The 25099-nt window shown below is 68.3% G+C and carries 27 protein-coding genes and 1 tRNA gene; 12 read left to right on the plus strand and 16 right to left on the minus strand.

All coding sequences use genetic code 11. From position 1 onward, the window contains the following. Positions 1 to 9: 9 nt before the first annotated feature. The 3 genes from FY251_RS00170 to FY251_RS00180 all read right to left on the minus strand — a co-directional run bounded on the left by FY251_RS00170 (position 10) and on the right by FY251_RS00180 (position 5360). Positions 10 to 2586, minus strand: a complete 2577-nt coding sequence (locus FY251_RS00170; RefSeq protein WP_148412934.1) for a PAS domain S-box protein — start codon at positions 2584 to 2586, stop codon at positions 10 to 12. After that, positions 2583 to 4037 carry an ATPase domain-containing protein gene (locus FY251_RS00175; RefSeq protein ID WP_148412935.1) on the minus strand — a complete coding sequence of 485 codons (1455 nt, stop codon included), beginning with the start codon at positions 4035 to 4037 and terminating at the stop codon, positions 2583 to 2585. The genes FY251_RS00170 and FY251_RS00175 overlap by 4 nt, the downstream gene beginning before the upstream one ends. 96 nt (positions 4038 to 4133) lie before the next feature. Beyond that, positions 4134 to 5360, minus strand: coding sequence for an orc1/cdc6 family replication initiation protein (locus FY251_RS00180; protein WP_148412936.1), 1227 nt, complete (start codon positions 5358 to 5360; stop codon positions 4134 to 4136). Between the two features lie 1607 nt (positions 5361 to 6967). Here FY251_RS00180 and FY251_RS00190 point away from each other — a divergent pair. From FY251_RS00190 to FY251_RS00205, 4 genes are read left to right on the plus strand one after another with little or no spacing between them, the layout of a single operon-like run. Beyond that, positions 6968 to 7927 carry a DUF4129 domain-containing protein gene (locus FY251_RS00190; RefSeq protein ID WP_148412937.1) on the plus strand — a complete coding sequence of 320 codons (960 nt, stop codon included), beginning with the start codon at positions 6968 to 6970 and terminating at the stop codon, positions 7925 to 7927. After that, positions 7924 to 8496: a hypothetical protein gene (locus tag FY251_RS00195; protein WP_148412938.1), complete on the plus strand. Its 573-nt coding sequence runs from the start codon at positions 7924 to 7926 to the stop codon at positions 8494 to 8496. The genes FY251_RS00190 and FY251_RS00195 overlap by 4 nt, the downstream gene beginning before the upstream one ends. Next, the gene (locus tag FY251_RS00200; protein WP_148412939.1) at positions 8493 to 9761 is read left to right on the plus strand and encodes a DUF58 domain-containing protein; all 1269 of its coding nucleotides are present in this window, start codon (positions 8493 to 8495) and stop codon (positions 9759 to 9761) included. Before FY251_RS00195 ends, FY251_RS00200 begins: the two co-directional genes overlap by 4 nt. After that, positions 9749 to 10255, plus strand: coding sequence for a hypothetical protein (locus tag FY251_RS00205; RefSeq protein ID WP_148412940.1), 507 nt, complete (start codon positions 9749 to 9751; stop codon positions 10253 to 10255). Before FY251_RS00200 ends, FY251_RS00205 begins: the two co-directional genes overlap by 13 nt. 47 nt (positions 10256 to 10302) lie before the next feature. Here FY251_RS00205 and FY251_RS00210 read toward each other — a convergent pair whose 3' ends face one another. Continuing rightward, the gene (locus FY251_RS00210; RefSeq protein WP_148412941.1) at positions 10303 to 11253 is read right to left on the minus strand and encodes a MoxR family ATPase; all 951 of its coding nucleotides are present in this window, start codon (positions 11251 to 11253) and stop codon (positions 10303 to 10305) included. Between the two features lie 196 nt (positions 11254 to 11449). On the opposite strand from FY251_RS00210, the gene FY251_RS00215 reads away from it, so the two are divergent. Beyond that, a tRNA-Ser gene (locus FY251_RS00215) sits at positions 11450 to 11534 on the plus strand. Positions 11535 to 11719: 185 nt separating this feature from the next. On the opposite strand, the gene bluB is transcribed toward FY251_RS00215, so the two are convergent. Further along, positions 11720 to 12385: a 5,6-dimethylbenzimidazole synthase gene (gene bluB / locus FY251_RS00220; protein WP_148412942.1), complete on the minus strand. Its 666-nt coding sequence runs from the start codon at positions 12383 to 12385 to the stop codon at positions 11720 to 11722. A 102-nt stretch (positions 12386 to 12487) separates the two neighbouring features. On the opposite strand from bluB, the gene FY251_RS22330 reads away from it, so the two are divergent. Both FY251_RS22330 and FY251_RS00225 read left to right on the plus strand, forming a co-directional pair. After that, positions 12488 to 12637, plus strand: coding sequence for a hypothetical protein (locus FY251_RS22330; protein ID WP_187367304.1), 150 nt, complete (start codon positions 12488 to 12490; stop codon positions 12635 to 12637). A gap of 135 nt (positions 12638 to 12772) precedes the next feature. Further along, entirely contained in the window at positions 12773 to 12952 is a 180-nt protein-coding gene (locus FY251_RS00225; RefSeq protein WP_148412943.1) for a hypothetical protein, read from the plus strand. A gap of 64 nt (positions 12953 to 13016) precedes the next feature. Here FY251_RS00225 and FY251_RS00230 read toward each other — a convergent pair whose 3' ends face one another. Beyond that, positions 13017 to 14555: a (R)-citramalate synthase gene (locus FY251_RS00230; RefSeq protein ID WP_089779168.1), complete on the minus strand. Its 1539-nt coding sequence runs from the start codon at positions 14553 to 14555 to the stop codon at positions 13017 to 13019. Between the two features lie 207 nt (positions 14556 to 14762). Beyond that, entirely contained in the window at positions 14763 to 15110 is a 348-nt protein-coding gene (locus FY251_RS00235) for a DUF192 domain-containing protein (protein ID WP_148412944.1), read from the minus strand. Positions 15111 to 15211: 101 nt separating this feature from the next. Here FY251_RS00235 and FY251_RS00240 point away from each other — a divergent pair, with 101 nt between their 5' ends. From FY251_RS00240 to FY251_RS00250, 3 genes are all read left to right on the plus strand, one after another. Then, complete coding sequence (locus FY251_RS00240) at positions 15212 to 15754, plus strand: hypothetical protein (RefSeq protein ID WP_148412945.1); 543 nt, start codon at positions 15212 to 15214, stop codon at positions 15752 to 15754. A gap of 115 nt (positions 15755 to 15869) precedes the next feature. Beyond that, positions 15870 to 16421, plus strand: a complete 552-nt coding sequence (locus FY251_RS00245) for a GMP synthase subunit A (protein ID WP_148412946.1) — start codon at positions 15870 to 15872, stop codon at positions 16419 to 16421. A gap of 216 nt (positions 16422 to 16637) precedes the next feature. Next, the gene (locus tag FY251_RS00250; protein ID WP_148412947.1) at positions 16638 to 18551 is read left to right on the plus strand and encodes a DUF2070 family protein; all 1914 of its coding nucleotides are present in this window, start codon (positions 16638 to 16640) and stop codon (positions 18549 to 18551) included. Between the two features lie 118 nt (positions 18552 to 18669). On the opposite strand, the gene FY251_RS00255 is transcribed toward FY251_RS00250, so the two are convergent. From FY251_RS00255 to FY251_RS00280, 6 genes are all read right to left on the minus strand, one after another. Beyond that, the gene (locus FY251_RS00255; RefSeq protein WP_089779155.1) at positions 18670 to 18876 is read right to left on the minus strand and encodes an HVO_0649 family zinc finger protein; all 207 of its coding nucleotides are present in this window, start codon (positions 18874 to 18876) and stop codon (positions 18670 to 18672) included. 184 nt (positions 18877 to 19060) lie between these two features. Beyond that, positions 19061 to 19315, minus strand: coding sequence for a DUF3194 domain-containing protein (locus FY251_RS00260; protein ID WP_004970217.1), 255 nt, complete (start codon positions 19313 to 19315; stop codon positions 19061 to 19063). Beyond that, complete coding sequence (locus FY251_RS00265) at positions 19316 to 19699, minus strand: prefoldin subunit beta (RefSeq protein ID WP_008577429.1); 384 nt, start codon at positions 19697 to 19699, stop codon at positions 19316 to 19318. A 43-nt stretch (positions 19700 to 19742) separates the two neighbouring features. Then, the gene (locus FY251_RS00270) at positions 19743 to 20012 is read right to left on the minus strand and encodes a KEOPS complex subunit Pcc1 (protein ID WP_148412948.1); all 270 of its coding nucleotides are present in this window, start codon (positions 20010 to 20012) and stop codon (positions 19743 to 19745) included. Position 20013: 1 nt separating this feature from the next. Beyond that, positions 20014 to 20148, minus strand: a complete 135-nt coding sequence (locus FY251_RS00275) for a DNA-directed RNA polymerase subunit P (protein ID WP_004044283.1) — start codon at positions 20146 to 20148, stop codon at positions 20014 to 20016. A gap of 33 nt (positions 20149 to 20181) precedes the next feature. Next, complete coding sequence (locus FY251_RS00280; protein WP_089779151.1) at positions 20182 to 20451, minus strand: 50S ribosomal protein L37ae; 270 nt, start codon at positions 20449 to 20451, stop codon at positions 20182 to 20184. 102 nt (positions 20452 to 20553) lie between these two features. Between FY251_RS00280 and FY251_RS00285 the strand changes: the two genes are divergently transcribed. Beyond that, positions 20554 to 21558: an NAD-dependent epimerase/dehydratase family protein gene (locus FY251_RS00285; RefSeq protein ID WP_148412949.1), complete on the plus strand. Its 1005-nt coding sequence runs from the start codon at positions 20554 to 20556 to the stop codon at positions 21556 to 21558. Positions 21559 to 21594: 36 nt separating this feature from the next. Here the strand turns inward: FY251_RS00285 and FY251_RS00290 are convergent, their stop codons facing one another. Further along, positions 21595 to 22320 carry a DUF2103 domain-containing protein gene (locus tag FY251_RS00290; protein ID WP_148412950.1) on the minus strand — a complete coding sequence of 242 codons (726 nt, stop codon included), beginning with the start codon at positions 22318 to 22320 and terminating at the stop codon, positions 21595 to 21597. 126 nt (positions 22321 to 22446) lie between these two features. On the opposite strand from FY251_RS00290, the gene FY251_RS00295 reads away from it, so the two are divergent. Then, positions 22447 to 23259, plus strand: coding sequence for a hypothetical protein (locus FY251_RS00295; RefSeq protein ID WP_148412951.1), 813 nt, complete (start codon positions 22447 to 22449; stop codon positions 23257 to 23259). Positions 23260 to 23280: 21 nt separating this feature from the next. On the opposite strand, the gene truD is transcribed toward FY251_RS00295, so the two are convergent. Together truD and pth2 are read right to left on the minus strand one after the other, a co-directional pair. Then, the gene (gene truD, locus FY251_RS00300) at positions 23281 to 24672 is read right to left on the minus strand and encodes a tRNA pseudouridine(13) synthase TruD (protein WP_148412952.1); all 1392 of its coding nucleotides are present in this window, start codon (positions 24670 to 24672) and stop codon (positions 23281 to 23283) included. Then, entirely contained in the window at positions 24672 to 25010 is a 339-nt protein-coding gene (gene pth2, locus FY251_RS00305) for a peptidyl-tRNA hydrolase Pth2 (RefSeq protein WP_148412953.1), read from the minus strand. Before pth2 ends, truD begins: the two co-directional genes overlap by 1 nt. Between the last annotated feature and the right edge of the window lie 89 nt (positions 25011 to 25099).

The following is a 25099-nucleotide window of genomic DNA, read 5'->3' on the forward strand; positions in this document are numbered from 1 at the left end:
TCGTCTCGTTCAGGCCCTCGGGAGCCGGAGTTCGACGACCGTCCCGTTGGGTTCGTTGTCCACGATGTCCATCGAGCCGTTGCTGTTCGTCACCGTCCAGCGGACGAACCAGAGCCCGAGCCCGTTCGTGTGCTGGAGCGGTGACTCCCGCCCGGTCATGAGCGATTCGCGTTCGAGCGGCGGGAGTCCCGGCCCGTCGTCGACGACGCGGATGACCACCTGTTCGGTGTCGTCGTCCTCGGTGACAGAGAGTTCGATTTTGACCTCGCCGCCGCCGTAGACGACCGCGTTGTCGACCAGTTCGTTCACCGCGAGTTCGAACGTCGCGTGCGCCCACGCGGTCGCGGTCTCCGGCGCGTCGACGGTGATGGTCGCCTCGGGGTAGCTGAGCCGAGCGCCCTCGACCACGCTGCGAACGCAGCCGGCGACGTTCTGTGGTTGCACTCGCTCCGTCACGTTGGGGTCGAGCGCGGAACTGAACTTCCGCGCCGTCTCGGCGAGCGAGAGGAGTTCGCTCGTCGCCCGCTCGATGGCCGCTGCCGACTCGCGCACGTCGTCGTCGTCGGTGCCTTCGAGCACCATCTCCGCGTGGGCCTGCGCGATGTTCATCTTGTTCCGGAGATTGTGTCTGACGACGCGGTCGAGGACCGAAAGCCGTCGCTCGCGCTCTCGGAGTTCGGACACGTCGCGGCCCACGCAGACGATGCCGTCGAACTCGTCTTCGGAGCCCCTCGCCGCGATTGTCGTCTGAAACTGCCGCTCAGTGCCGCCTCGGTCGGTGACGACCGTCTCGATGGTCTCTTTGATGCTGTCGCCCGCGATGAGCGACGCGATGGCCTCCAAGAGCGCTTGGGAGTGTCGTTCGCCGAACACCGAGGAGACGTGCTCCCCGACGAGTTCGTCGGGGTCACGGCCCAGCAGGTCGGCGGTCGCGCTGTTCGCGAGGACGAATCGGAGGTCCCCGTCCAGCGTGTAAATCGCGTCGGCGGTCGTCTCGACGATGCGCTCGTAGCGCTCTAGCTCCTCGGAGCGGGCCTTCCGCTCGGTGATGTCTTGGACGGTCCCCCGGTAAACGGGCGCGTCGGTCTCCGTGGCCGCGACGCCGCGGACGTTCACCCACCGAACCTCGCCGTCTGTCGTCACCAGTCGACACTCGACTGACTGTTCTTCGCCGGTCTCGACGAGGTGTTCGAACGCCGCGCGGACCCTCGGTTCGTCTTCGGGATGATAGAAGGAAAACGCGTCCGAGAGGTCGTAATCGTCTCCCGGGTCGACGCGGATCAGCTCCGCGAGTCCGCTCGTGAACAGGACTGCCCCGGTTCGCATATCGACTTCCCACGCGCCGACCGCGGCGATTTTCTGACTCTGGTCGAACAGGTCGAGCAGTCGCTCGCGTTCGCGCGCCTGTCGCTTCAGTTCGGTCACGTCCTCGATGGAGGTGATCACACCGACGCGCTCCTCGTCGCTCCTGTTCAGGGGCGCGACGTTGACGACGAGCCAGCGACGCTCGTCGTCGGTCTCGATCCCGTGTTCGAAGCCCTTGACCGTCTCGCCGGTCTCCCTCACCCGATCGAAGGGGAGGTCGCCGGGGTCGAGCGGCTCTCCGCGCTCGTCGACGAGGTCCCACTCGGGCGCGTCGTACGGCTGTCCGAGCACGACCGACCGCCGCAGGCCGAGAATCTCCTGGGCCGCCTCGTTGGCGCGCACGACGATTCCGCCTTCGTTGAGAACCGCGATTCCGACCGGACTCGTCTCGAAGAGCTGTTTGAGGGTCTGCGTCTCGTGGACGAGTTGGTCCCTGAGCGCGTTGCGGACGGTCGCGTCGGTCTGGAATCCGACGAAGTGGGTGAGTTCATCGTCCTCGTAGACCGGCGATATCTTCAGGTCATTCCAAAAGGGTGTCCCGTCCTTCCGGTAGTTGGTGAGGCTGACGGCGGCGCTCTCACCGTTCTCGACCGCCTCGCGAAGCGTCTCGACCGGCTCGGGGTCGGTTTCGTCACCCTGTAGAAACCGACAGTTCCGACCGACGACCTCCGAGCGGTCGTAGCCGGTCATCTCCTCGAAGGCGTCGTTGACGTACGTGAGCGGTTGGTCCTCGTCGGCCTCGGTGATGGTGATGCCGACCGTCGCGCTGTCCATCGCGCGGCGATACAGCGCCAACTGGAGCGACTGCCGTCGGGTCTGAAGGAGCGATTCGACCCGCGACCGGATGGCCGCGCCCGGCGCGGGCACCGCGAGCACGTCGTCCGGAACGTCGTCGAGTCGCTGTGCGGCGACCGCCTGTTCGTCTCGGGCGACCGTCAACAACACCGGAACGAACCGGTCGCCGGCGTCGGCTTTGCGCTCGGCGAGCGCCTCCGCGAGGGTCGAGTACGTCCCCATGTCGACGATACAGAGGTCGAACTCCGGGAGTTCGGCTTCGTCCTCGCGGCCGCGCTCCCAGACGACGACCTCGTACGCGTCGAGGAGGTCGGCCAGTAGCTCGCGGTCGCGAGCGCCGCGAACCGCGAGGAGTATCCGTTCCTCTCCGGACGCGCCTCGCGCGGAACAGACTCCGTTTCGGGACGCGTCGTCGCGCACGGTCACTCAGCCTCGTTCCACGTCGGCGTCCCCGTGAGGACGCCTCGGAGCTCGTCGAGCGGTTCGCCGACGGTGATGCCGTCCGTCCCGATTTCGAACGACCGGAGCGTCGGCTCGAACCCACCGAACCGCTTTTTGAGGACGCCGACGGCCTTGCGGATCTCGCCGCGAACCTCGATGTAGCGGATAAACAGGATGTTGTCCGCGAGGTAGCTCACGTGGTTGTCCGAGGCGTGGAACGCGCCGGTGACCTGCTGGATCTCCTCGGTCAACACGACGGTGACGCCCATGTTCTTGAGGTACCGCGCCAGCGCGTGGAGTTCGCGGCGGATGTCGCTGCGCTCGTCGTTGAGGCTGAGTTCGTAGCCGGCCGTCCCGTCTATCAGCACGAACGCCGTGTCGTTCGCCTCGACTTCGTCGCGCACCTGTTGGGCGAACTCGTCGGTCGAAAGCGAGAGCGGTTCGACGGCGTCGACTCGGAGGTTCCCCGACTCGACGAGGTCGTCGATCGGGATGCCGATGGACTCTGAGCGGTGCCTGAAGCTCTGTTCGCTCTCTTCGAACAGGTAGATGGCGGCGCGCTCGCCGCGGTCTGCAGTCGCCCGCGCGAACGCGGTCCCAGTCGTCGACTTGCCGACCCCGCTCGGGCCGCTGACGAGCGTGATGCTCCCGCGTTCGATGCCGCCGCCGAGCAGGTCGTCGAGGTCGTCGATGCCCGACGAGAGCGGTTCGATGGTGAACTCGCGGTGGTGGGCTTCGGGGACGAGCCGCGGGAAGACGCGCATCCCGCGGTCGCCGTCGATTCGCATGGCGTGCGGGCCCCTCTGGGAGTCCGACCCCCGGAACTTCTCGACGCGGACCGACCGCCCCTGTTCGGACCGCGACAGCGATACCGAGCCGTCGCAGAGGTACGCGAGCGTCTCGTCGGTGTCGCCGCTCGACGGCTGGCTCGTAAACAGCGTCGTCGCCCCCGACCGCTTGAGGTAGCTCAGGAGCGACGAGACGAGCCGACGGAACTGGTAGCTGTCCGACGAGAGCCGACCGAGTTGGCTCAGCGGATCGATGACGACTCTGTCGGGGTCGTGTTCCTCGATTGCGTCCCGGAGTTCGTTCGCCGTCGACTTCCCCTCGACCTCGCTCGGCGACAGCATGGTGTACGCCTCGTCGTCGAAGAACGCCTCGGGCGACGGACTCAAGTCGAGAACCGGGACTGTCGACAGGTCGAACCCGAGCGTCTCGGCGTTCGCCCTGAGGTCGGTGGCCGACTCCTCGAACGAGATGAAAAGCACGTCCTCACCGTTTTCCACTCCCGCGGCCAGGAAGTGGTAGCCCACGATGGTCTTTCCCGCCCCCGAAACCCCTCGAACCATGTACGTCCGATTCGGCACTAGCCCGCCGTCCAGTACCGTGTCGAGTCCGGTGATATCCGTGGAGAGCCTCGGGGAAGGATCCGTCATGTCTCACACGTCTCATTCAGGGACCAAGAAACTACCACCGGTCTGAATTTCTGTGATTCAGAACACAACGTCGCAACGCGAGGCGTTTCGTGACGGTCAGACCGCTTCGGCCTGCGTTGCGGTCTTCCGAATCTCGTCGAGGACGGAGTCGAGGGCGAGCACGTCGGACAGCGCCTCCATCGCGCTGGAGAAGGGGACGTCGAGCGCGTAGCTGTAGTAGTTCCCGCGCGACCCGGTGCGGTTCTCCTCGGCCGACAGGATACCGAGCATCCGGAGGTCCGAGAGGTGATTGTGGACCGACCGCTGGGCGAGCGGGTCGATGCCGGCGGAGTTGCACAGCCGGAGATACTCCTGATAGAGGTCGCGCATCCGACACGGCGTCTCGTCGTGGGCGGCCTTCGAGACGACCGCGAGGAGCGCGAAGTGGCCGTTTTCGGTGAGTTCGCGCATTCCCTCGACGACGCGCTCCTGTTCGAGTTTCTGCCGGGCGATGTCGACGTGGTCGAGCGTGATTCGCTCGTCGTCTTTGTTCTCGGCGTGTTCGCCCGCCAGCCGCAGGAGGTCGAGCGCCTGTCTCGCGCTCCCGCTGTCGCGGGCGGCGAGCGCCGCACAGAGGTTGAGCACGCCCTCCTCGCAGGCGTCCTCGGCGATGGCGACCTCCGCGCGCGATTCGAGGATGTTCTGGAGTTCGGGCGCTTGGTACGGCGGGAAGTGGAGTTCGCGCTCGCAGAGGGTGTCCTGCACGCGCGGGTCGAGCTGGTCGTGGAACTTGAAGTCGTTCGAGATGCCGATGAGGCCGACCTTGGCGTCTTCGAGCTTTCCGTTCGACCGCGCCCGCGGGAGTTCGTAGAGGAGTTCGTCGCGGTCGCCGATGGAGTCCACCTCGTCGAGGACGATGAGCACCGTCCCGCCCACGTCGTCCAACTCCTGAAACAGTTTCTTGAAGACGGTCTGTTGGGGGTAGCCGGTCGAGCTGATCTCCGCGCCCGGCGGTCGAAGCTCGTTGACGAGTTCGACCGCCACCTGGTACGAGGAGTTGAGCGTCTTGCAGTTGATGGAGATGACGCTGAGGTCCACGTCGTCGTACTGCGAGACGTCTTCGAGGAGCATTTCGAGGAGGAACTCGGTGACCGCGGTCTTCCCCACGCCGGTGTTGCCGTACAGGAAGACGTTGTTCGGCTCCCAGCCGTCGACGACCGGTTGGAGCGCGTCCATGTACTCCGAAATCTCGTCGTCGCGCTCCTCGATGCGCTCGGGCTTGTAGGACTCCCCGAGGGCGTCCTTGTTGGTGAAGACGTTTTGTTTTCGCTCGAACCGGCGCATTAGCGTCGGTCCGTTGTAGCGTCCCCTTATTTAAAACCCCGATTTCATCTGATTCATGTGAATTGGAGCGGCGGTGTCGTTGGGGTCGGACCGCGTGTTCGGGTCAGAATCGTCGCCATCTAGGCGGGTCACGGTACCATATATCGTGGTTCGTGTGAACTCGTTTGAACAGACACACACCACTATTACAAGTGAATGAGAGTACGCGAGAGTGACTAGTAGAACAACAGAGCATATTTTCAACTAAAGCGATGACATGTTCTGGTGCTCACGATGCGAGTCTCGGTGGGACGTGTCTGCTGTGAACGGCGCGTAACCGGTCTGAAACGCCCCGAATCACCTGCAGCGGTGGTGGGTGGTGAGGGGTGAGTCCCGTTCGCGGTTCACTTGCATCGGTGCTCTCCCCACGCGGCCGTTGGTGCCACCCCCTCCGCAGCGTCACCGCGCTTCACGTGTAACGGTGGTGTCTGTGGGTCCGCCGGCCCCCTCCCTTCCGCCGCCAATTCACTTGCAAGCGTGGTGTGTGGGTGTCGAGCCTCGGGTTCGTCCGCCGTGCTCACGAGTGGTTCACTTGTACAGGTGGTCTGTACGGGTAGTCAATCGACGCAGTTGTTCCGGTCGGCTCCGTTGAAATCCGCAGAATCTGATGGACTCGGCGTGCTGAATATAGAGCGTGCATTCAGCACGGAGAACTCGTTTATTCCGTCTCACTCACACTGAACTAACCGCGGAGTAGCGACTGCGAACGTTCCAACGCTTATTCGACGATCTCGAATGGTGCGGCGAGTGCGATTCCCGTATCGTTATCGGAGAATCCCCAGTAGATGAATCGGTACGTTCCTGCCGTATGTATCGTACACCGTTGAAATGGTCCCCAGAAGTCGTTCGCACTGAGTTCCATCTCCCATCGGAGCTCGTCGCCAGGGGCCAGTATCTGTTCAGAGGATGACCACTCGTACTCGTCTCGCACACCGATTGTGTTTCGCCACGTCCCCTTATCGACCAAGCGCTGAATCATGTATCGTGGTTTCCCGAGTGTGGTGAGGGAGTCAGTAGACTCGTTTGTGAGCGTCGCGACGAATTGCTCACCTAGCGAGATAGATTGTGGCACTGTCAGAGACGCATATCGAAGGTAGTCCACTATCGATCGGTTGGTGAACACGTCCCCAACGTCTCGATAACCCGAAGAACAGACGTTCCGGTCACGTCGCGTAATAGTATTGAGGCACCCAGACAGGGCCGCCGTTCCGATTGCACCGGCGAGTGCGAGAACCCGGCGACGGGGGAGAGGAGGGTTCATACCAGTAACAGACGCTACCGCCTTCATGTATTTATTCTAACCTGATATCGATGACCCCGACAACTGTGCGTTGGACTAACTGATATGCGTTTTCTCTGTTCTGACCGATTCGACTCTCCGAGACTAGTGCTGAAACCCGTGACTGACACGCGCGCTGTATTCAGCACGGCCTCGACAAGCTATCGGCGGTTGAGGATTTCAACAGCGCCATCCAGTCCGGTCGGATGCTGAGGCGACGGTGTTCGCACCCCCGACGACCGCTCCGTCCCTCGAAATGTCTTTACCCCGGATACTGTTACTGACTACCGTGGACCGTTCCGCCCTCCGCGCGCTCGCACTGGCCCTCCTCGCGGTCGCCGCCCTCTCGGTCGTCGCCGCCACCATCGACTCGACCGTCGTCTCAAGCGGCGGTCCGGTCGGATTCGGTGGCGGCGACACCGGCGGCGCGGTCGCGGGAGACACAGACCAGCCCACCTTCCAGCCGACCGGCGATTCGTCCGGCAGTCTCAGCATCCCGACGCCGTGTCTCCCGTGGTTGCTCTCGCCCGGAATCCTCGCCGGAGTCGCGCTCGTCTTCGTCCTCCTCGGCGCGTACGCCTACCGAGAGACCGGTTCTCTGCTCCCGCCGCTCGCCATCTTCGCGGCGGTCGGACCGCCGGTCGTCCTGCTTTTCGCCCTGCTGACGGCGTGTCGCCGCGAGTTCTCGTTTTCGTCTCGCGCCGCGGCCGCCGCGCGGAACGTGTCGTTTCTCCCCGCCGGCGGCGGTGGCAGTCTCGGCGGCGGTGGCGCGGCACAGGCCGTCTCGCCGCCGACGCTCCTGTTCGGCCTCCTGCTCGCGGTCGCACTGGTCGTCGCGGTCTTCCTGCTCGTCACCGGGACCGACGACTCGCCCGAGGCCGACGACGAAGTCGCCCCCACCGACGAGGACGAGGGGCCGGACGTCGCCGCCGTCGGCCGCGCCGCCGGGGCCGCGGCTCAGCGCATCGAGGACGGCGACGCAGACGTCGAAAACGAGGTGTTCCGCGCGTGGGGCGAGATGACCGCGCTCCTCGACGTGCCGAACCGTCGCGCCGCGACGCCCGCCGAGTTCGCCGACTCGGCCGTCGACGCCGGCATGGACCGCGACGACGTGGGCGACCTGACGACGCTGTTCGAGGAAGTCCGCTACGGCGGCTTCGAGGCGACCCCGGAGCGGGAACGCCGGGCGGTCGACGCGCTCAGAAACATCGAAGACGCCTACGCCGATTCGACGGGGGACGACCGATGACGCTCACGCGCCGGCTGTTCCTGCTCGTCGGCGTGGTCGCCACCGTCGCGGGGTTCGCCGCCGTCGCCGGCGTCTCGCTCGGCCTCGAACTGACGGACGTCTTCCTCGGACTCGTCGCGGCGCTGGCGGCGCTGCAGGGGCTTCGGTACGTCCAGCGCCGCCGCGATTCGGCCCCGAACACCACGGTCACCGGCGACCCGGAAGCGCGGGCCACGGTCCCGATACCCGGCTCCGACTTCGACGACGACCTCGTGTCCGCGGCGGGTCGGCACACTCGCTGGGCCGCCCGCCAGCGCGTCGTCGACCGCCTCGAAACGCGGGCCACGGAGGCGCTCGTCGCTCGCGGCGGTCACGCTCCCGAGGAGGCGGCCGCGCTCCTCAAAACCGGCGGGTGGACCGACGACCCGGTCGCCGCGCGGTTCCTCGGCGCGTCCGTCTCGGTTCCGCTTCGGCAGCGCGTCCGCCTGTTTCTGTCCGGGAAGTCGTCGCTCGCCGACCGCGCCGAACGAACCGTCGCCGCGATAGAGCGAGTCGGCACCGCCGACGGTCCCGCGGGTGACCGCCGATGAGCCGCGGGTTCGACACCGAACGCTGGACCGGCCTCGACGGCTTCGTCCTCGTCGCGGCCGCCGCCGGCGTGTTCACCCGCGAGCCGTCGCTACTCCTCGCGGCCGGCCTCGGCGTCGTCGTCCTCGCCTACGTCCGGGTCGCGGCGATTCCCGAGGTGTCGCTCCGAATCGAGCGCGACCTCTCCGATGCGACGCCCGACCCCGACGACGAGGTCGAGGTCACGCTTCGCGTCACCAACGAGGGGTCGCGGACGCTGTTCGACCTCCGCGTCGTCGACGGCGTCCCGCCGGCGCTCGGCGTCGCCGACGGCCCCGCCCGACTGGGGACGGCGCTCCGCCCGGGTGCGACCGCGACCGCGACGTACACCGTCACGGCCGTCCGCGGCGAGCATTCGTGGGACGAGACGGTCGTCGTCGTCCGCGACCCGACCGGGGCCGTCGAGTCCCGCGAGACGGTCGACGCCGAGACGGCGCTCCGCTGTGAGCCCGAACTCGCCGCGACCGCCGACCTGCCGCTTCGGGGCCTCACCTCGAAGTACGCCGGGCGCGTCGAGACCGACGTGCCGGGGTCGGGCCTGGAGTTCGCCTCCATCCGCGAGTACCGCCACGGCGACCCGATTCGCCGCATCGACTGGAACCGCCGCGCCCGCACGGGCGAACTCGCCACGGTGGAGTTCCGAGAGGAGCGCGCGGCGGCCGTCGTGCTCGTCGTCGACACCCGCGCGGAGGCGCACGTCGCCCCCGACGATGGGGGCGAGACCGCGGTCGAGCGCTCCGTCGACGCCGCGAGCGTCGCCTTCTCGGCGCTCCTCGACAGCGGCGACAGCGTCGGCGTCGCGGCGTTCGGTCCCGACGAGTGCTGGCTCGCCCCCTCCTCGGGAGTCGACCACCGCGCCCGCGCCCGGCGGCTGTTCGCCACGCATCCGGCGTTCGCGCCGACGCCGCCGGACGGGGCCTTTTTCTCCTCCGTCGCCCTCCGACGGCTCCGGCGGCGACTCGCCAGCGACGCGCAGGTCGTCTTCTGCTCGCCGCTCGTGGACGACTACGCCGTCTCGGTCGCCCGCCGGTTGGAGGCCTACGGCCACGCCGTGACGGTCGTCTCGCCGGACCCGACGACGACCGCGACCGTCGGCGCGCGACTCGCGCGCATCGAGCGCGACCTGCGGCTCCGCGAACTCCGGCGGAGCGGCGTCCGCGTCGTCGACTGGGGTGACGAACCCCTCGGCGTCGCGCTCGCGCGGGCCGAAGCGGGGTGGTCGCGGTGAGCGAAATCACCCGCAAGCCGACCCGGACGGGGATCGCGATGGCGCTGTCGGCCGCCGGTTTCACCGTCCTCGCGCTCGGCTTTACCACGTCGACGGCGGCGGTCGGCGGCCTCGCCGCGACGGTCGCGCTCGCCGCCGGGCTGGTCCGGGGCTCGCGCCGCATCGTCGACGTCGCCGCCGGGCTGTTCTTCCTCTCGCTCCTCTTCGCGGGCGCGAGCGGGGCCGGGACGGAGGCGCTCTTACTCGCCGCGGTCGGGTCGATACTCGCGTGGGACCTCGCCGACAACGCGCGCTCCGTCGGCGAACACCTCGGCCGCGAGACCGACACGCGCCGGCTCGAACTCGTCCACGCGGCGGCGACGCTCGTCGTGCTCGCGGTCGGCGCGGCCGTCGTCTACGGCGCGGACCGGACGGCCGCCGGCGGCCAGCCCGTCACGGCCGTCGTCTTACTGTTGGTCGGCGTCGTCGCGCTCGTGGCGGTCGTCGCGCGTTGAGCGGCGTGTCCGTCTCGCGTCTCGCGCTCCCGTCTCCGCTCTCCCGATTACTCCAGCGTCGGCACGGTCACCCGGCCGAGCACGTCGTCGACGACGTCCGATTTCCGCACGTCTTCGACCCGCGCGTCCGGCGTCAGAACGAGGCGGTGGGCGAGCACGGACTGCGCGACGCGCTTTACGTCGTCGGGCGTGACGAACTCGCGGCCCTCGATGACGGCGCGGGCGCGGGTGGCCTCGAACAGCCGCTGGGTCCCGCGGGGCGAGACGCCGATGCGGACCCGGCGGTCGGTGCGCGTCTCCCGCGCGAGTTTCGCCATGTAGTCGAGCAGGTCGTCCTCGACGCGGACCGACTCGGGCGCGCGGCGGACGGCGGCGACGGCGTCGCGGTCGAGGACGCGCTCGACGCTCGGGCTCTGTTCGCTCCGGCCGGCGCGCCGGTGGAGGAGTTCGACCTCGCCGTCGAGGTCGGGGTAGCCGATGGCCGACTTCACGACGAACCGGTCGACCTGCGCCTCGGGCAGGGTGAACGTCCCCTCCTGTTCGACGGGGTTCTGCGTGGCGATGACGAAGAAGGGGCTCGGGAGCTGGTGGGTCTCGCCGTCGACGGTCACCTGCCCCTCTTCCATCGCTTCGAGGAGCGCGGCCTGCGTCTTCGGCGGCGCGCGATTTATCTCGTCGGCGAGGACGACGTTGGCGAAGATGGGCCCCGGTGAGAACTCGAAGGTCCGCTCGCGTTCGTCGTAGATGTTCGTCCCGGTCACGTCGGCCGGGAGGAGGTCCGGGGTGAACTGCACGCGGGAAAACGACAGTCCGAGCGCGGTGGCGACGCTCCGCGCGGTGAGTGTCTTTCCGGTTCCCGGGACGTCTTCGAGGAGGACGTGACCGCGGGCGAGGACGCCCGTCAGGACGGTTTCGAGGAAGGCTCGGTCGGCGATGACGGCCTCCGAGATGGCGTCGAGCACCTCGGCGCACGTCTCGCTGGCCGTGTCGATGTCCATACATCTCCCGGGTCTGCGTGCGACTTATTCCCATTGGTCGGCGGCGCTCGGGCCGGTCGCTCGCCCGTCGGCGACACCGCCCGCCCCGATCGGCCCCGCCCGGCGCAGACCCGCCGACCGCATCCGTGTGACTCTCCGCCGCGGCCCTCGGAAATCGAAACGGATTAAACTATCCGCGAGAGAGACAACGATGGAAGCCGAGGTAGCCTAGCCCGGCCAAGGCGGTAGATTCGAAATCTACTGTCCATTCGGACACGTGAGTTCAAATCTCACCCTCGGCGCTTCTCGCGGCCACAACATTTCGAGCGGCGCGTCTCGTCGCGTCGCGACTTCGTGGCCGCGTGTGCAACGTCCTGAGATTTGAATCAAGGAGCGACCGCACGGGAGCGACTGCGGTTCAAATCTCACCCTCGGCGCTTTTCCGCGGCCACAACATTTCGAGCGGCGCGTCTCGTCTCGTCGCCCCTCACTCCTCGATGCCCTCTCTCAACTCCCACTCTCCCCAGTGAACGAGTTCGCTCGTGTCGATGCGCTCGCGCCACCCCTCTCGCTGAAGCACCGGCTCCTCCGGGAAGCCGTCTTCGGGATAGCCGACGCAGAGATACGCAATCGGCTCGACGTGGTGCGGAATGCCCAGCACCTCGCGGACCTCGTGCGGGTAGAGAAACGACACCCAGCCGACGCCGACGCCCTCGGCCCGCGCAGCCAGCCAGAGGTTCTGCACGGCGAGACACGTCGAGTAGGCGTCCATCGCCTGCATCGTGTTGCGCCCGAGGACGTGCGGCGCGTCGCGGGTCGGGTCGCAGGTGACGCAGATGTTCACCGGCGCGTCGGTGATGCCCTCCAACTTCAGCCGGCCGAACTCCGACTTTCGAGGCTCTCGATAGCCCTCGCGGGCCGCCGCAATCGCCCGCTCCGCGATGGACGCGATCTCCGCTTTCGTCTCGTCGTCCTCGACGACGACAAAGTCCCACGGTTGCGAGAAGCCGACGCTCGGGGCGTGATGCGCGGCGTCGAGCAGTCGCGCCAGCGTCTCCTCGGTCACCGGGTCGTCGCCGAACCGCCGGATGTCCCGCCGCGCGTATATCGACTTGTACACTCCCGACCGCTCGCGCTCCGTGAACCCAACCATCGTTTCGATAGTCCAGACTGGTTTGCAAATCGGTTCTGATACGCCCGACGGAGCGGACTCCGTGCTCGAAATAGTTAATAATCAGACACGAATAGCGACTGCATGGACGCCGCACTCGAACACAAACTCGACACGGTCATCGCCCTCCTGTATTTGCTCCTGCTCATCGAGAGCTACCGAGTGGCCGGCTACTTTGGTGCCGCGTTCGTCGTCATCGTTACTATCATCGTCGTCGTCATTCGTCCGGAGTAACCGCTTCGACGTTTGAAGCGAGTGCCGCCGTTACACGTGATTAGTGAGTCTTCCGCACGGGGCCGTGCAGTCCCTCGATTTCACTTTCACTCTACTAGGATGCGATACATATCCCCTGCCCGCGTCAGCGCAAGTATGAGTGCGAACGCAGCAAGCGCGGACACGAGCGAACGGGACGGGACGCGACGCATCGACGTGACGACGGTCCGGACCGGCCGCGTCGCCGACTTCGCGGAGACGGAACTCGGCGACGCCGCTATCGGGTTCGAGCGCCGGGGCGGCTGGACCTACCTCGTCGCCAAAGACACGCAGTAGTCCGGACTCAGCCGTCCCGGGAGCGGGAGAAAAACGCGGACGCGGACGCGACGGGGTCGTTTTCTCAGTCGTCGGCCGACGCGGGCGTCGGCGACGTGTGATTCGGCGCGAGCAGTCGGTCGAGCGCGTCCACCATCGCCTGGACGCTCGCCCGCGTGATGTCGGCGTGCGACGCCGCGACGGTGACGCTTCGGTCGCCGAGCGACATCGTCACCTCGACGGTCACGACGGCGTCGGTGCCGCCGGTGATGGCGTCGACGTGGTACTCGTCGAGTTGGGCGTCGGCGTCGGGGCCGAGCGCCTCGCGGACGGCCTTCACCGCGGCGTCGACCGGGCCGGAGCCGGTGTCGGAGGCGACGCGCTCTTCGCCCTCGACGCGGAGGCGGACGCTCGCGGTCGGCGTGCCGCCGCCCGAGGCGGCCGTGAGGTCGAGCAGTTCGACCTGCCGGGCGCGCTCGCGTCCCTGTACGTCCTCTGCGAACGCGAGGAGGTCGGCGTCGGTGACGCGCTTGCCGCGGTCGCCGAGTTCCTTCACGCGCTCGACGACGGCGGCAACTTCCTCGTCGGTGGCGTCGACGCCGTGCTCCTCCAGCGCGGCCTTGACGCCGGCGCGACCGGCGTGCTTCCCGAGGACGAGGCGGCGCTCGCGGCCGACCGTCTCCGGCGGGTACGGCTCGTACATCGCGTCGTCCTTGAGCGTTCCGTCGGTGTGGATGCCGCTCTCGTGGGTGAACGCGTTCTGACCGACGACCGCTTTGTTCGGCGGGAGCGAGACGCCCGTGGCCTGCGCGACCTTCTGGGCGAGCGCGTACAGTTCGTCGAGCTTCACCGACTCGACGTCGTAGCAGTGGTCGAGCGCGATGGCGACCTCTTCGAGCGCGACGTTGCCGGCGCGCTCGCCGATGCCGTTGACCGTGGTGTGGACGAGGTCCGCGCCCGCGGCGAGGCTGGCGTGGACGTTCGCCATCGCGAGGCCGAGGTCGTCGTGGGTGTGCGTCGAGGTCGGGCCGAGCTCAGCGAGCCGGGAGACGACCTCGTAGGTGTGTTCGGGGCTCGTGTGGCCGACCGTGTCGGCGAAGCAGAAGCGGTCGGCACCGGCGTCGTGGCTGGCGCGAGCGAGCGATTCGAGGAACTCCGGGGCGGCCCGCGAGCCGTCCTCGCCGATGACCTCGACCCAGAGGCCGTGGTCCTTGGCGTAGGCGACGAGCTCGTCGGTCGTCTCGACGACGCCCTCGCGGGTCGTCCCGACCTTCGACTCGACGTGTCGGTCGCTCGCCGGGACGACGAGCGTGATGCCGTCCACGTCGCAGTCGAGCGCGAGGTCGACGTCGTTCTTGACGCCGCGGGCGAAACTCGTCACGGTCGCGTCGAGACCGAGCGACGTGACGCGCTTTATGGTCTCGCGCTCGCCGGGGCCGGTGCAGGCGCTGCCGGCTTCGATGTAATCGACCTCGGCGCGGTCGAGCGCGCGGGCGATATCGGCCTTCTGGGCGGGCGTCAGGGAGACGCCGGGGGCCTGCTCGCCGTCGCGGAGCGTGGTGTCTAAGAGCTGTACTGAATCAGAAGTGCGTAGCTCGGGGGTCTTCCCGAATCGTTCGTTCACGGTAGAATCGTGTCCTTGTGGGTTAGAACCGTCGAATTTCACAGCCAGCCGTCTCGCGACGACTTACTCTATCCTCCGTCGGTGTGGTAGGTTCCGACATAGTAGTTGAAGACATTTGTCGATGAAGGGATAAAAGAGATGGTTCCGACAGAAATTGGTGTCTCTCCGGGGACCGCGCTGGACGGGCGTCGATTCGAGGCCGACGAGTCACTCCGAAATCTCGACCAGGTCGCCGGGTTCGACGCCGTCGGCAGCGCCCGCGGGGAGTTCGACGATGGTGTCGGCCATGCCGAAGCCGATGCCCGTCCACGCCGACAACCGCTTTTTCTTCGTCACCTCGTCGCCGACGAGCCAGAGCGCGTCGATGTCGAACGGGACGAACACCATGTGGAGGCTGTGGCGGTCGGCGTCGTCGAACCGGAAGACGAGTGCGTAGTCGTCCGGCACTGAGCCGCGGAACATCAGCCCGCGCGCCTGCGAGAGAAACGAATCGGCCGTCTCCACGTCCGACGCGAGGGTCGATTGGGTGCCGTTCTGTCGGTGAACGAGTCTCACGACCCGGCTTCGATTGCAGGCGTGATGAAACCACCGCCGAGACGGCGGGCCGTCCGCCGCCGAGAGCAACGTTTAGGCCCGCCCCGCCCCGAACGCGCATCATGGAGCGGACGCCGACAGGGACGCCCGTGGGGGTCGATGACCCCTACGACCACGCCGGCCGCTGCGACCACCTCACGAGCGACGGCGCGTGTCGCCTCGCCCGCGAGTACGCCGACCGCGACCCGGCGTTCGCCCGCGAGCGCGCCCGAGCGGACTACGAGTGCGTCGCGGCCGCGGCGGGCTGTGACTTCCGCGACTGCCCGCACTACGCCTCGACGACGAGCGGCCGCGAGTGCATCCGGTGCGGCCTCGAAGAGGTCCGAATGGCCCACGATTCGACCGCCCGCCCGCTACTCGAAGAACACCACCTCTCGTACGGTGGCCGCGGCGGTGATGGCGACGGTGACGGCAGCGAACCCTCTCACGAAATCACAGTCGCGCTGTGTCGGTGGTGTCACACGAAGGTCCACAAGTCGTTCGCCCGCATCGACGACGACGCCTCGCCCGACGTCGAGGCCATCGCCGAGCGGGAGGGTCGCCGGACGAAGGAACTCGACGAACTCGGATTTCAGACGGCTCGGGACCGCGCCGGCGACGAGTGAGTCGCCGTGGCGACTCCCGTCCCCAACCGCCCCCGACGTGCCAATCTGATGCACGGATACGCGTATCTCGACCACTCTTCGATTGACTTTTAGGCACGGTGGTCCAATCCGGGACATGACCCGCATCGTCGTCATCGACAACCACGGGCAGTTCACCCACCTCGAACGGCGCGCGCTCCGCGACCTCGGCGTGGACACCGAACTCATCGACAACGACACCGACCCCGCGGACATCGACGCGGACGGCATCGTCCTCTCCGGCGGCCCCGACATGGACCGCATCGGCCGCAGTACCGACTACCTCGACCTCGACGTGCCCGTCCTCGGCATCTGTCTCGGCATGCAGGTTCTCGCCGAGGAGCTCGACGGTCGCGTCGGCTCCGGCGACTACGGCGGCTACGCCGACGTGGACGTCGAAATCCTCGACGAGGACGACCCCCTTATCGGCTCGCTCGCCCCCGAGACCCGCGTCTGGGCCAGCCACGCCGACGAGGTCAAGGAGGTCCCCGAGGGCTTCACCCACACCGCCACGAGCGACGTGTGTACCATCGAGGCCATGAGCGACGCCGACCGCGACCTCTACGGCGTCCAGTGGCACCCCGAGGTCGCCCACACCGCCGAGGGTGAGGAAGTGTTCGAGAACTTCATCGACATCTGCGAGCGGTAATCGACGACTGCCAGCGGTCGGCCGTTCGACCGCGGCCGCCTTCGACCGCGGCCGCGTGCTCCGCGGCGACGCGCTTTTCTCCCTCGCCGCGACCCGACTCTCTCTCCTGTCGCCGACGCGGAAAACCGCGTCCCGGCGACGCGACGCAATCTCTCACGGTCGTTCCTCGGAAGCAAGCCGAGACATTTACCGGCCTCCGTTCTGTCTGTTCGGGAAATGACCTCCACCCAGAGCGACCTCGCTGGGCTCTCGCGGTTCATCTTCCGCGCGCCCAGCTGGTACACGAGTCTCGGGTTCGCCCTGCTCGTCGCCGCGATGGCGGGCATCGGGGCGTTCGACTCCGGGGACCTCGCCGGCTCGTGGCGGGGCATCTTCTTCCTCGGTAGAGACGCTTGGGAAGGCATCTTCTTCATCGGGATTCCGACCGTCGTCGCGGCGTTCGGCACCACCGGCGTCGACCGGTTCGTCGGCGGGAAGCTGACGCACAACCGCTCGTCGCTCCTCGCGCTCGCCGGCGAGGTGATCATCGTCACGTTCCTCACCGGGGCCGCCATCGTCTCCGTCTTCACGGGCCTCGGCCAGACGTTCGTCTTCGACGCGCTCGTGGTCGCCCTCGCGTCGGTGTTCGCCTTCCGCCTGCTCATCGTGATGGCCGTCTCGCGGTCGTCGCTTCTCATCGCGGCGGTCCCGGCGAGCATCCAGACGCTCACGTCCGCCGCCCTCCTGTTCGTCTACAGCGGGACGCTCCGTTTCTTCGAGGTCGGCGGCCCCATCCTCGACGCCTATCTGATGCCGTATCTCGCCCGCCCCGACCGGGCCCCGCCCGAGCTGTCGGCCATCGCGCTGAGCCACTTCCAACTCCTCGCAATCACCTGCGTGATGTACGCCCTCGGCGTCTACGTCTTCCTCCGCATCGTCGACCGGCCGTGGCGTCGCGGACTCGGCGTGTCCGTCCTCGACTTCATCCGCGGCTTCATCGGCCACATCGCCGAGGGCACTCGCGAACTGGAGGACTTCTTCGAACAGCTCGGACAGGAGGCCATCGTCCCCGTCACCGTGCTCTCGTTCGAGCGCGAGGACGGCACCGAGAAGGCCCGGTTCGTCCTACCGATGATTCACCCGGGTCCGATGGGCGAAATCGGCGGCGGCAACTTCCCCGAGCGCGTCGCCCGCCGGGCCGAGGGCCTCGTGTTCCCGCCCCACGCGACCGCGGGCCACGACTTCAACCTCGTGACCGAGCGCGAGGTCGACGTGGTCCTCGACGCGGCCGACGACGCCTACGAGCGCATCGAGTACAGCTCCGAGGTGACCGAAAGCGCCCGCGTCCAGTCCGGCGACGCGAAGATGCTCGGCCAGCGCTTCGGCGACGACGCGCTCCTCGTCTCGACGTACGCCCCGCAGTTCGCCGACGACGTCGAGTACGCGGTCGGCCTCTCGGCGTCCGCCGAGGCCCGCACGAGTGGCCTCCGGGACGTACTCCTCGTCGACGCCCACAACTGCAACAACGGGCTTCAGGGCCCCGACCTCGGGCACGTCACCCCGGGGAGCAAGCGGTCGTTCGACATGATTACCGCGGCCGGGCTCGCGGGGGAGGAACTCTCGGCGTCGCCGCGCGGGTCGCTCTCGCTGGGGACGGCGTTCGACCCGACCGACTGGACGCCGCGGGAGGGCATCGGCCCGCTGGGCATCCGCGTGGCCGCGACGACCGTCGGCGACCAGACGACCGCGTACGTCCTCATCGACGGCAACAACATGGAACCGGGCCTGCGCGACCGAATCGTCGAGGCGCTGACGACCGGCCCGGAGGCGAGCGTCGACGTGGCCGAGGTGATGACGACGGACACCCACATCGTCAACACCGTCGAGGCGGAAAATCAGGTCGGCGCGGCCATCGACCCCGACGAACTCCGCGAGACCATCGAGTGCCTCGTCGACGACGCGCTCGCGGACGCCGAGCCGGTCGTCGCCGGCATGGCGACCGAACGCGCGGAGGTGACGATTTTCGGCAACGACCGCACCGAGACGCTCGCCAGTCACGCCAACGTCGTCGTCTCGATGGGCGGGGCGCTCGCCATCGCGCTCATCCTCGCGGCGATGGCCGTCAGCCTGCTCGTGTATCTCCTCGCGTAGCCGACGCCGGCGGCCGGCGGCTCGTCTTCGTCCGGCGCTCCCTCCCACCTCTCGTTCTCCGCGGTTCCGCCGTCGCCACTCACGAGTTGATGCGAGCGATGAGCGACCGCCCGTCGCACTACTTCAGCGAGAGCGTTCGCGTCTCGATAGCGCCGCAACTCGGACAGACGCGCCGGTAGAACACGCTCGACCCGGTCGTCTTGGCCGACCACTCGCCGTCGTCGTCGGTGAAGCCGCACTTCGAACAGGTGCGGTCGGCCTCGCTGTATCGCTCTCGTAACCGGTCCAACGCGGTCGTCCCTCTCGGCGTTCTTCGTATTGACATGAGGTAACATACATCACTATCATGTTTAATTGTGTCGGGCGGTTTCACACCGACCTCTGGTGATACTTGCGGAATCCGAAATTCTGTGCGCGAATCGCTTCGCGTTCGTTCCGCGCGACGGCCGCGACAGCGCGGCCGCTCGCCGGGAGAAACCGAGTGCGGGGGGTGCCCGCGAGAACGTCCCTTACTCCTCGTCGGCGGCCGCGAACAGTTCGTCCACGGCCTCCTGCGCCGTCAGCGCCGCCTCCTCGGCGACCGCCTCCGCGTCGTCGGCGTCGTCGGGCGCGTTGACGTACACGTCCACGTCGAGGACGCCGTCTTCGAACGTCACGGTGACGTCGAAGTCCTTGACGCGGGACTGCTTGAAGCGGGCGAAGATGAGGCCTTCAGCCGCCTCCGCGGCGGTCTCGACCACCTCTTCGTCCGTCGGCTGTGGCATTTACGCGCCGCCGGGGCCCATCGGACCCGCGCCGCCCGCGCCGCCCTGCAGCATCTGCTGGAGCTCTTCCTGCAGGCTCTCGAACTTCTCCTGCACGCGCGTCTCCTGTTTCGTGAGCTGCTCGACGCGGACTTCGAGGCTCTCGACCTTCTCTTCGAGGTCGTCCTTGGCCGACTCGTAGTCGGTCTCGATGAGGAGTTCGCCGACCTCGCGGTACATCTTCGAGTCGCCGTCGATCTCTTCGAGCGTCGTGAGCGCCGTCTGCGCCTCGTTGAGCGCGCTCTCGGAGGACTGCTTCTGCTCGGAGACGTTCTGGGCGGTCTCCTGAAGGTTCTGCAGTTCTTCGAGCTTCTCCTGGGCTTCCGGCGGTAGACTTCCCTGCATACCCGAACCGACGGGACGCCGGCCCTAAAACACCCGCGGTCTCCTACGCGGACTCAAAAAGCGCGCCACCCGCCGACGCGACGCGCTCTGCGGTCTCTACGAGGCGTATCCACGAGTTCACGCCCGCGCGGAGCGCGACGAGGTCGCCGGCCTCGACGGTGACGACGACGGTCCGGCCCTCTCGGGCGACGCGCGCGCCGGACCGTGCGTCGTCTATCTCGCCTTTCTCGACGGCGACGCTGCGCTCGACGACGCGCGCGCGTCGCTCGGTAGAATAGTCGAATTCGAGCGAAGCGCTGTGCGCTGGGCGCACGCTACTCGACGGCGACTTCTTTGACGTTGGGCGACCGCTCTTTCAGCAGGACGCGGTGGCCGCAGTACGGACAGCGGACGCCACCGAACTCGTCCAGTTCGACATCGCGCTTGCACCGGGAACACTTGTAGCTCATTGTGAGATGGAAAGCGTCGAGGCTACTTGGGAGTTATTCGTCCTCGCCGGTGAGCGCGGCGCGGATGGAGCGGCGGACCTGCTTGCCGGCGGGGGTCTGCGGGCGGTAGGTGCCGCCGGTGAAGACCTCGCCGGTCTTCTCGTTCTTCCAGACGCCGGTTTCGACGCGAGTGACGTCGTCGCCGTCGACCTTGGAGTTGCGCATCTCTGCTTCGATTTCCTTGACGCGGCGTCGAGCGACGCGGCCGTACCGCGCGCCGAAGCGCCCGGAACTGCCGACGGATCGTGCCTTCTTCTCGGCCATAGTACCGCGAACTACCTCGCCGGTATGGATAAACCCTACGAGTCGTCTCGGGACCTGACGGGCCTAGACACGGCTTTGTCGCCGGCGCGCGTACGGGAGGCCATGACACAACACGTGGTGGTGGGTGCCGGCCCCGTCGGACTCGCGGTGATGGAACAGCTCCGAGAACGCGGGGAGGACGTGGTCGCGGTGACCCGCCACGACCCCGACTTCCTCCCCGAGGGCGTCGAGAGCCGCCTCGCCGACGTGCTCTACCCCGACCGCGCCGTCGCCGCCTTCGCGGGCGCGGACGTCGTCTACCACTGCGCTCAACCGCCGTACGACGAGTGGCCCGAACTGTTCCCCGACCTCACCCGCGGTATCGTCGCCGGGGCCGAAGCCGCCGGCGCGCGCCTCGTCGTCGCCGAGAACCTCTACATGTACGGCCCGGTGCAGGTCCGCCTCACCGAGGACCTCCCCTACGCCGCCACCGGCCCGAAGGGGCAGGCCAGAGCCGAGTGCGCCGACATCGTCCTCGACGCCCACGAAGCGGGCCGCATCGAGGCGACCATCGGCCGCGCCAGCGACTTCTTCGGCCCGCGCGTCCGCGAGTCGGCCGTCGGCGAGCAGGTGTTCGGGGCCGCCGTCGCCGGCAAGCGCGCGAAGGTGTTCGGCGACCCGCGACTCGCCCACACCTACACCTACGTTCCCGACTTCGCGCGGGCGCTCGTCCTCCTCGGCGAGCGCGACGAGGCGCTCGGCGAGGTCTGGCACGTCCCGAACCCCGAGACGGTGTCGACGCGCCGCTTCGTCGACCTCGTCTACGAGGCCGCCGAGGTCGACCCCGGCTTCCCGCACATCATCGCCGCGCCGGGCCTCGCGCTGACGCTCGGCGGCTACCTGAGCGCGCCGCTGAAGGAGCTCGCGGAGATGCGCTACGCCTTCGAGGAGCCGTACGTCGTCCGCGACGCGAAGTTCCGCGAGGCGTTCGGCGACGCCGTCGAACCGACCCCCCTGCGAGACGCCATCGCCGAGACGGTCGCGTGGTACGAATCGCAGGGAGAGGCGGGCGAGACGGAACCGGTTCGCATCGAGACGGTCCCCGAGGGAGCCGCCGAGTCGGCCTGAGTCGGTCGCCTTCCTCTCGCTCGGCGCTCTCACTCGCTACTCGTCTTGTAACCCGTCTTCGCGCAGCGCCTCGTTCAGGTCGTCGCGGACGCGCTCGCCCGTCTCGCGGTTCATCGCCGTCGTGACGATGCGATTTTCTTGGACGCTCGACCCGTCGCGAAGCAGGAGCCTGACGTTGCCGTTGTCGTCGGCGCGGGTGACCTTCGCCCGGAGTCCCGTCCGCGACCCGGTGCCGCCGGCGTCGATGGGGCCGGGAATGACCTTCTTGACGTGCGGGTGGCCGGCGACGACGCCGATTGCCCGGCGGCCCCGTCGCCCGCCGATGAGCGTGCTGTGGCTCCCGCCCAACTTTTCGGCGGGCGGGATGTCGACGACCTCCAAGGTTCGCTCGCCGCGGCTGTCGAGGACGCGCTGGACGGGGTCGTCGTCCGCGACGCGGTAGAACTCGTGGTGGAGTTGCGCGCGCGTCTCGCGCAACGGGTCGCGCTCGCCCGCGGCGTACACGGTTTCGGGCCGCTTGCGCCGAATCTCGTCGGCGACGAGACCGGCGAAGTTGCGGAGCTGGACCACCTTCGTCTCGTCGTCGGACTCGGGAACCGTCGTGACCGTCGTCTCGCCGAGTACGTCTTCTTCGTCGAGGAACGTCAGCGTCGCGCGGTCGGCCGCGAAGACGGCCACGACGGCGTCGCAGTTGGCGGTGTTGCAGGTGAGACAGTAGTCTCCCGGCTTCTCTAACGGGTTTCCACACCGCCGACAGTGCATATCGACGTGTCGGGCGTGCGCGTACAAAAGGCCGTTTATGCGGTTCGAGGCGGACGCGCCGCGACTCCAGGCGCGCGACTCGCCCGGCGAAACATATTCGTCCCCGTGTCCGAGACTCCACTCCGTATGCGCCGCCGCGCCCTTCTCGCGTCGCTGTCGCCGCTCGCGCTCGCCGGTCTCGTCGGACTGGTCGCGCTCGCGGCCGACCCCGAGACGACCGTCCGTCTCGCGACGCAACTGGGCCAATCGGCGCTCGACACGGGTCGGGGGGTCGCCTCGTATCTCAGCCGGGCCGCGCCGCTTTCGACCGCGCTGTTCGCCGCGCTCGCGTGGGTCGCCGCCGGGGGCTTCCGCGCCTTCGTCGCGCACCGCGACCCCGCGGACACGCGGACGACCGCCGAACACGCGTTCGCCCTCGTCGCCTCGGCGACCGTCCCGCTCGTGGTCGTCTTCGCACGCGACCGGCCGGTCGTCGTCGCCGGCGCGGGCGTCGCGCTCCTCGCCGCCGCCGGAGCCGTCTTCGCCGGCCGCTCGGACGACGGGGGCGTCGTCACCGGGTCGCTGTACGCGATGGCACCCGTCGCCCTCGCCGGCGTCGTCGCGTCGCTCGTCGCCGGTCCCGAGGTCGCCCGGACCGCCACGCTGGCGCTCCCGCTGGCCGTCGGCTACGCCCTCGGCGTCGCGGGCGCCCGCGGCCGGTTCCGCCTCGGCGCGACCGTCTCGGCGCTCGCGTTCGCGGTCCCCGCGTGGTCGTACTTCCCGCCGGCCGCGGAGGCCGCCGGCTTCGACCCGGAGTCCGTCGGCCTCGCGGTCGGGTTCGCGGTCGCCGCGACGCTCCTCTCACTTCCTTTTGCGGCCATCGGCTACGCGACCACGCGCACCGCGGACGCGGCGCGACAGGCGGGTGCGAGCCCCGCCGCGAGCGCCGCAGAACAGTAGGGTCGCGTCTCGGTTCGCTTTTCAGAGGTCGAGCGGTCCGGCCTTCAGGTACTCGCGCATCACGGCCGTCGCGTACGAGCCGTGGGGGAGCGCGAAGTCGAAGACGAGGTCGTCGCCAGCGCCGTCAGCGCCGCCGCCGTCGTCGTCGTCGCCGCTCTCACGGACCACGTCGAGGTCGGTGCGGACGAGAATCGCCCGGCGCGTCCCGGTCGACCGGAAGTTGCCGGGGAGGTCGAAGTCGCCCGGTTCGAGGTCGAGGTCGTCGAGGACGGCCCGCTCGATGTCGCCCTGTTCGCCCTCGGCGAGTTCGGTGTCGGTGCCGACGAGCGGGGCCGTGACGAACGCGCGGCCGCGTTCGATGTGGCGGCTCATGACGTCGACGCGGCGGCCCGTCGCGGTCTGGAGGCGGCTCACGTCGGGGAGTTCCAACCCCTCGGGCGCGTCGCGGTCGGCGAAGCAGACCACGTCGCCCTCGACGGATTCGTCGAACGGGAGGCCGCGGTCGAGGCGCTCCGAGAGCATCCGGTTGAACGCGTAGGACTGCGCGGCGTTGACGAACAGGCGCTGGAGGTTCGACGGGACCGATTCGAGCGCGTTGCGCCAGTCCGCGTCGGTCTCCGCGCCGTCCTCGGCGAGTCGGTGGAGCATCCCCCGCTCGTAGCCGAGGTAGCCCGGAATCGCGTCGAGCGCGCGGTGCCAGTCGGGGTCGGACGACGCGGCTTCCTCGTCGACGACGGCGCGGCCCTCCTGTGTCTCTTCGGGTTCGTCCTCGGTCGGCCCGCCGCAGTACGCCAACACGGCCTCGCGCCACTCGCCGCGGACGACGTGCAGGCCGACTTTGTGGGTGATAGGGCGGATACTGCCGAACCGCTGGTGGCCGAAGAAGTTCGGGACGCCGACGCGACCCTCGCGCCCGCCGAACTCGGCGAGGGCGTCGGTGACGGCCGCGGCGTTGTCGGGGTGTTCGGGGTCGCGGACGCGGATGCGGAAGCCGTTGCCCGCGAGGTCGCCGAAGTTGAGCGTGCGGCCGAGGCGGCCGACGACCTCGATGTCGGCGTTCGGAACCTCGGGCACGTCGGCGGCGTCGCCGCCGTTGACGGTGAACAGTTGGGTCGTCACGGCGTGTTTGTCCTTCGTGCCGGCCCACGAGACGCGCTCTCTGCTCGCGTCGAGTTCGTCCGAGAGCCGACCCGCGAAGTCGTTGGTGTCCCAGCCGCGGAGGGTGACGCGGAGGACGAGGTTCGGGAAGTCGCCGGTCGGCGCGTCCGGCGGGCGGACGTTCAGCGAGTCGAGTTCGAGTTCGCGCACGCGGAAGTCCTCGGGGGCGACGCGGAGGCGGCCGCCGACGCCGTCGGCGTCGCTCACGTAGCTGTCGATGCCGACCGCGCGCTCCAGCGGGTGTGCCTCGCGCATCAGTACAGCGAGAGGTCGCCGGTCACGCGGTCGATTTCGTCGTCATCGGCGGGGCCGACGGCGAGCGCCGTCACCGTGCCGGGGTCGAGTTGCGTGTGTCCCGCGTCGCGGATGATGGCGTGGGGGATGCCCGCCCGCTCGGCCTTGTCGGCGAGCGCGAACAGTTCGGACTCGCCGTTGGCCTTGAGGACGACCTTCTTCTGTCCCTCGCCCTTCCAGCGCTTCCGGGTCTGCGAGTCGGTGTCCTCGTAGGCGGACAGCGAGGCGTGGGCGACCTGCGCGGCGAGCTTTCCCCGGCCCATGCCGAGGTCGGCGCGTGCGACGATGGCCTGTTTCATGCCCGCTACTCCCCGCCGACGCGGTAAATGTCCTCCCATCGCGGGCGTCGCGCCGGCGGGCAGAAGACATTTCCCCGACATCTCCGTGG

Source organism: Haloferax sp. KTX1, assembly GCF_902410085.1.
GTDB lineage: Archaea > Halobacteriota > Halobacteria > Halobacteriales > Haloferacaceae > Haloferax > Haloferax massiliensis.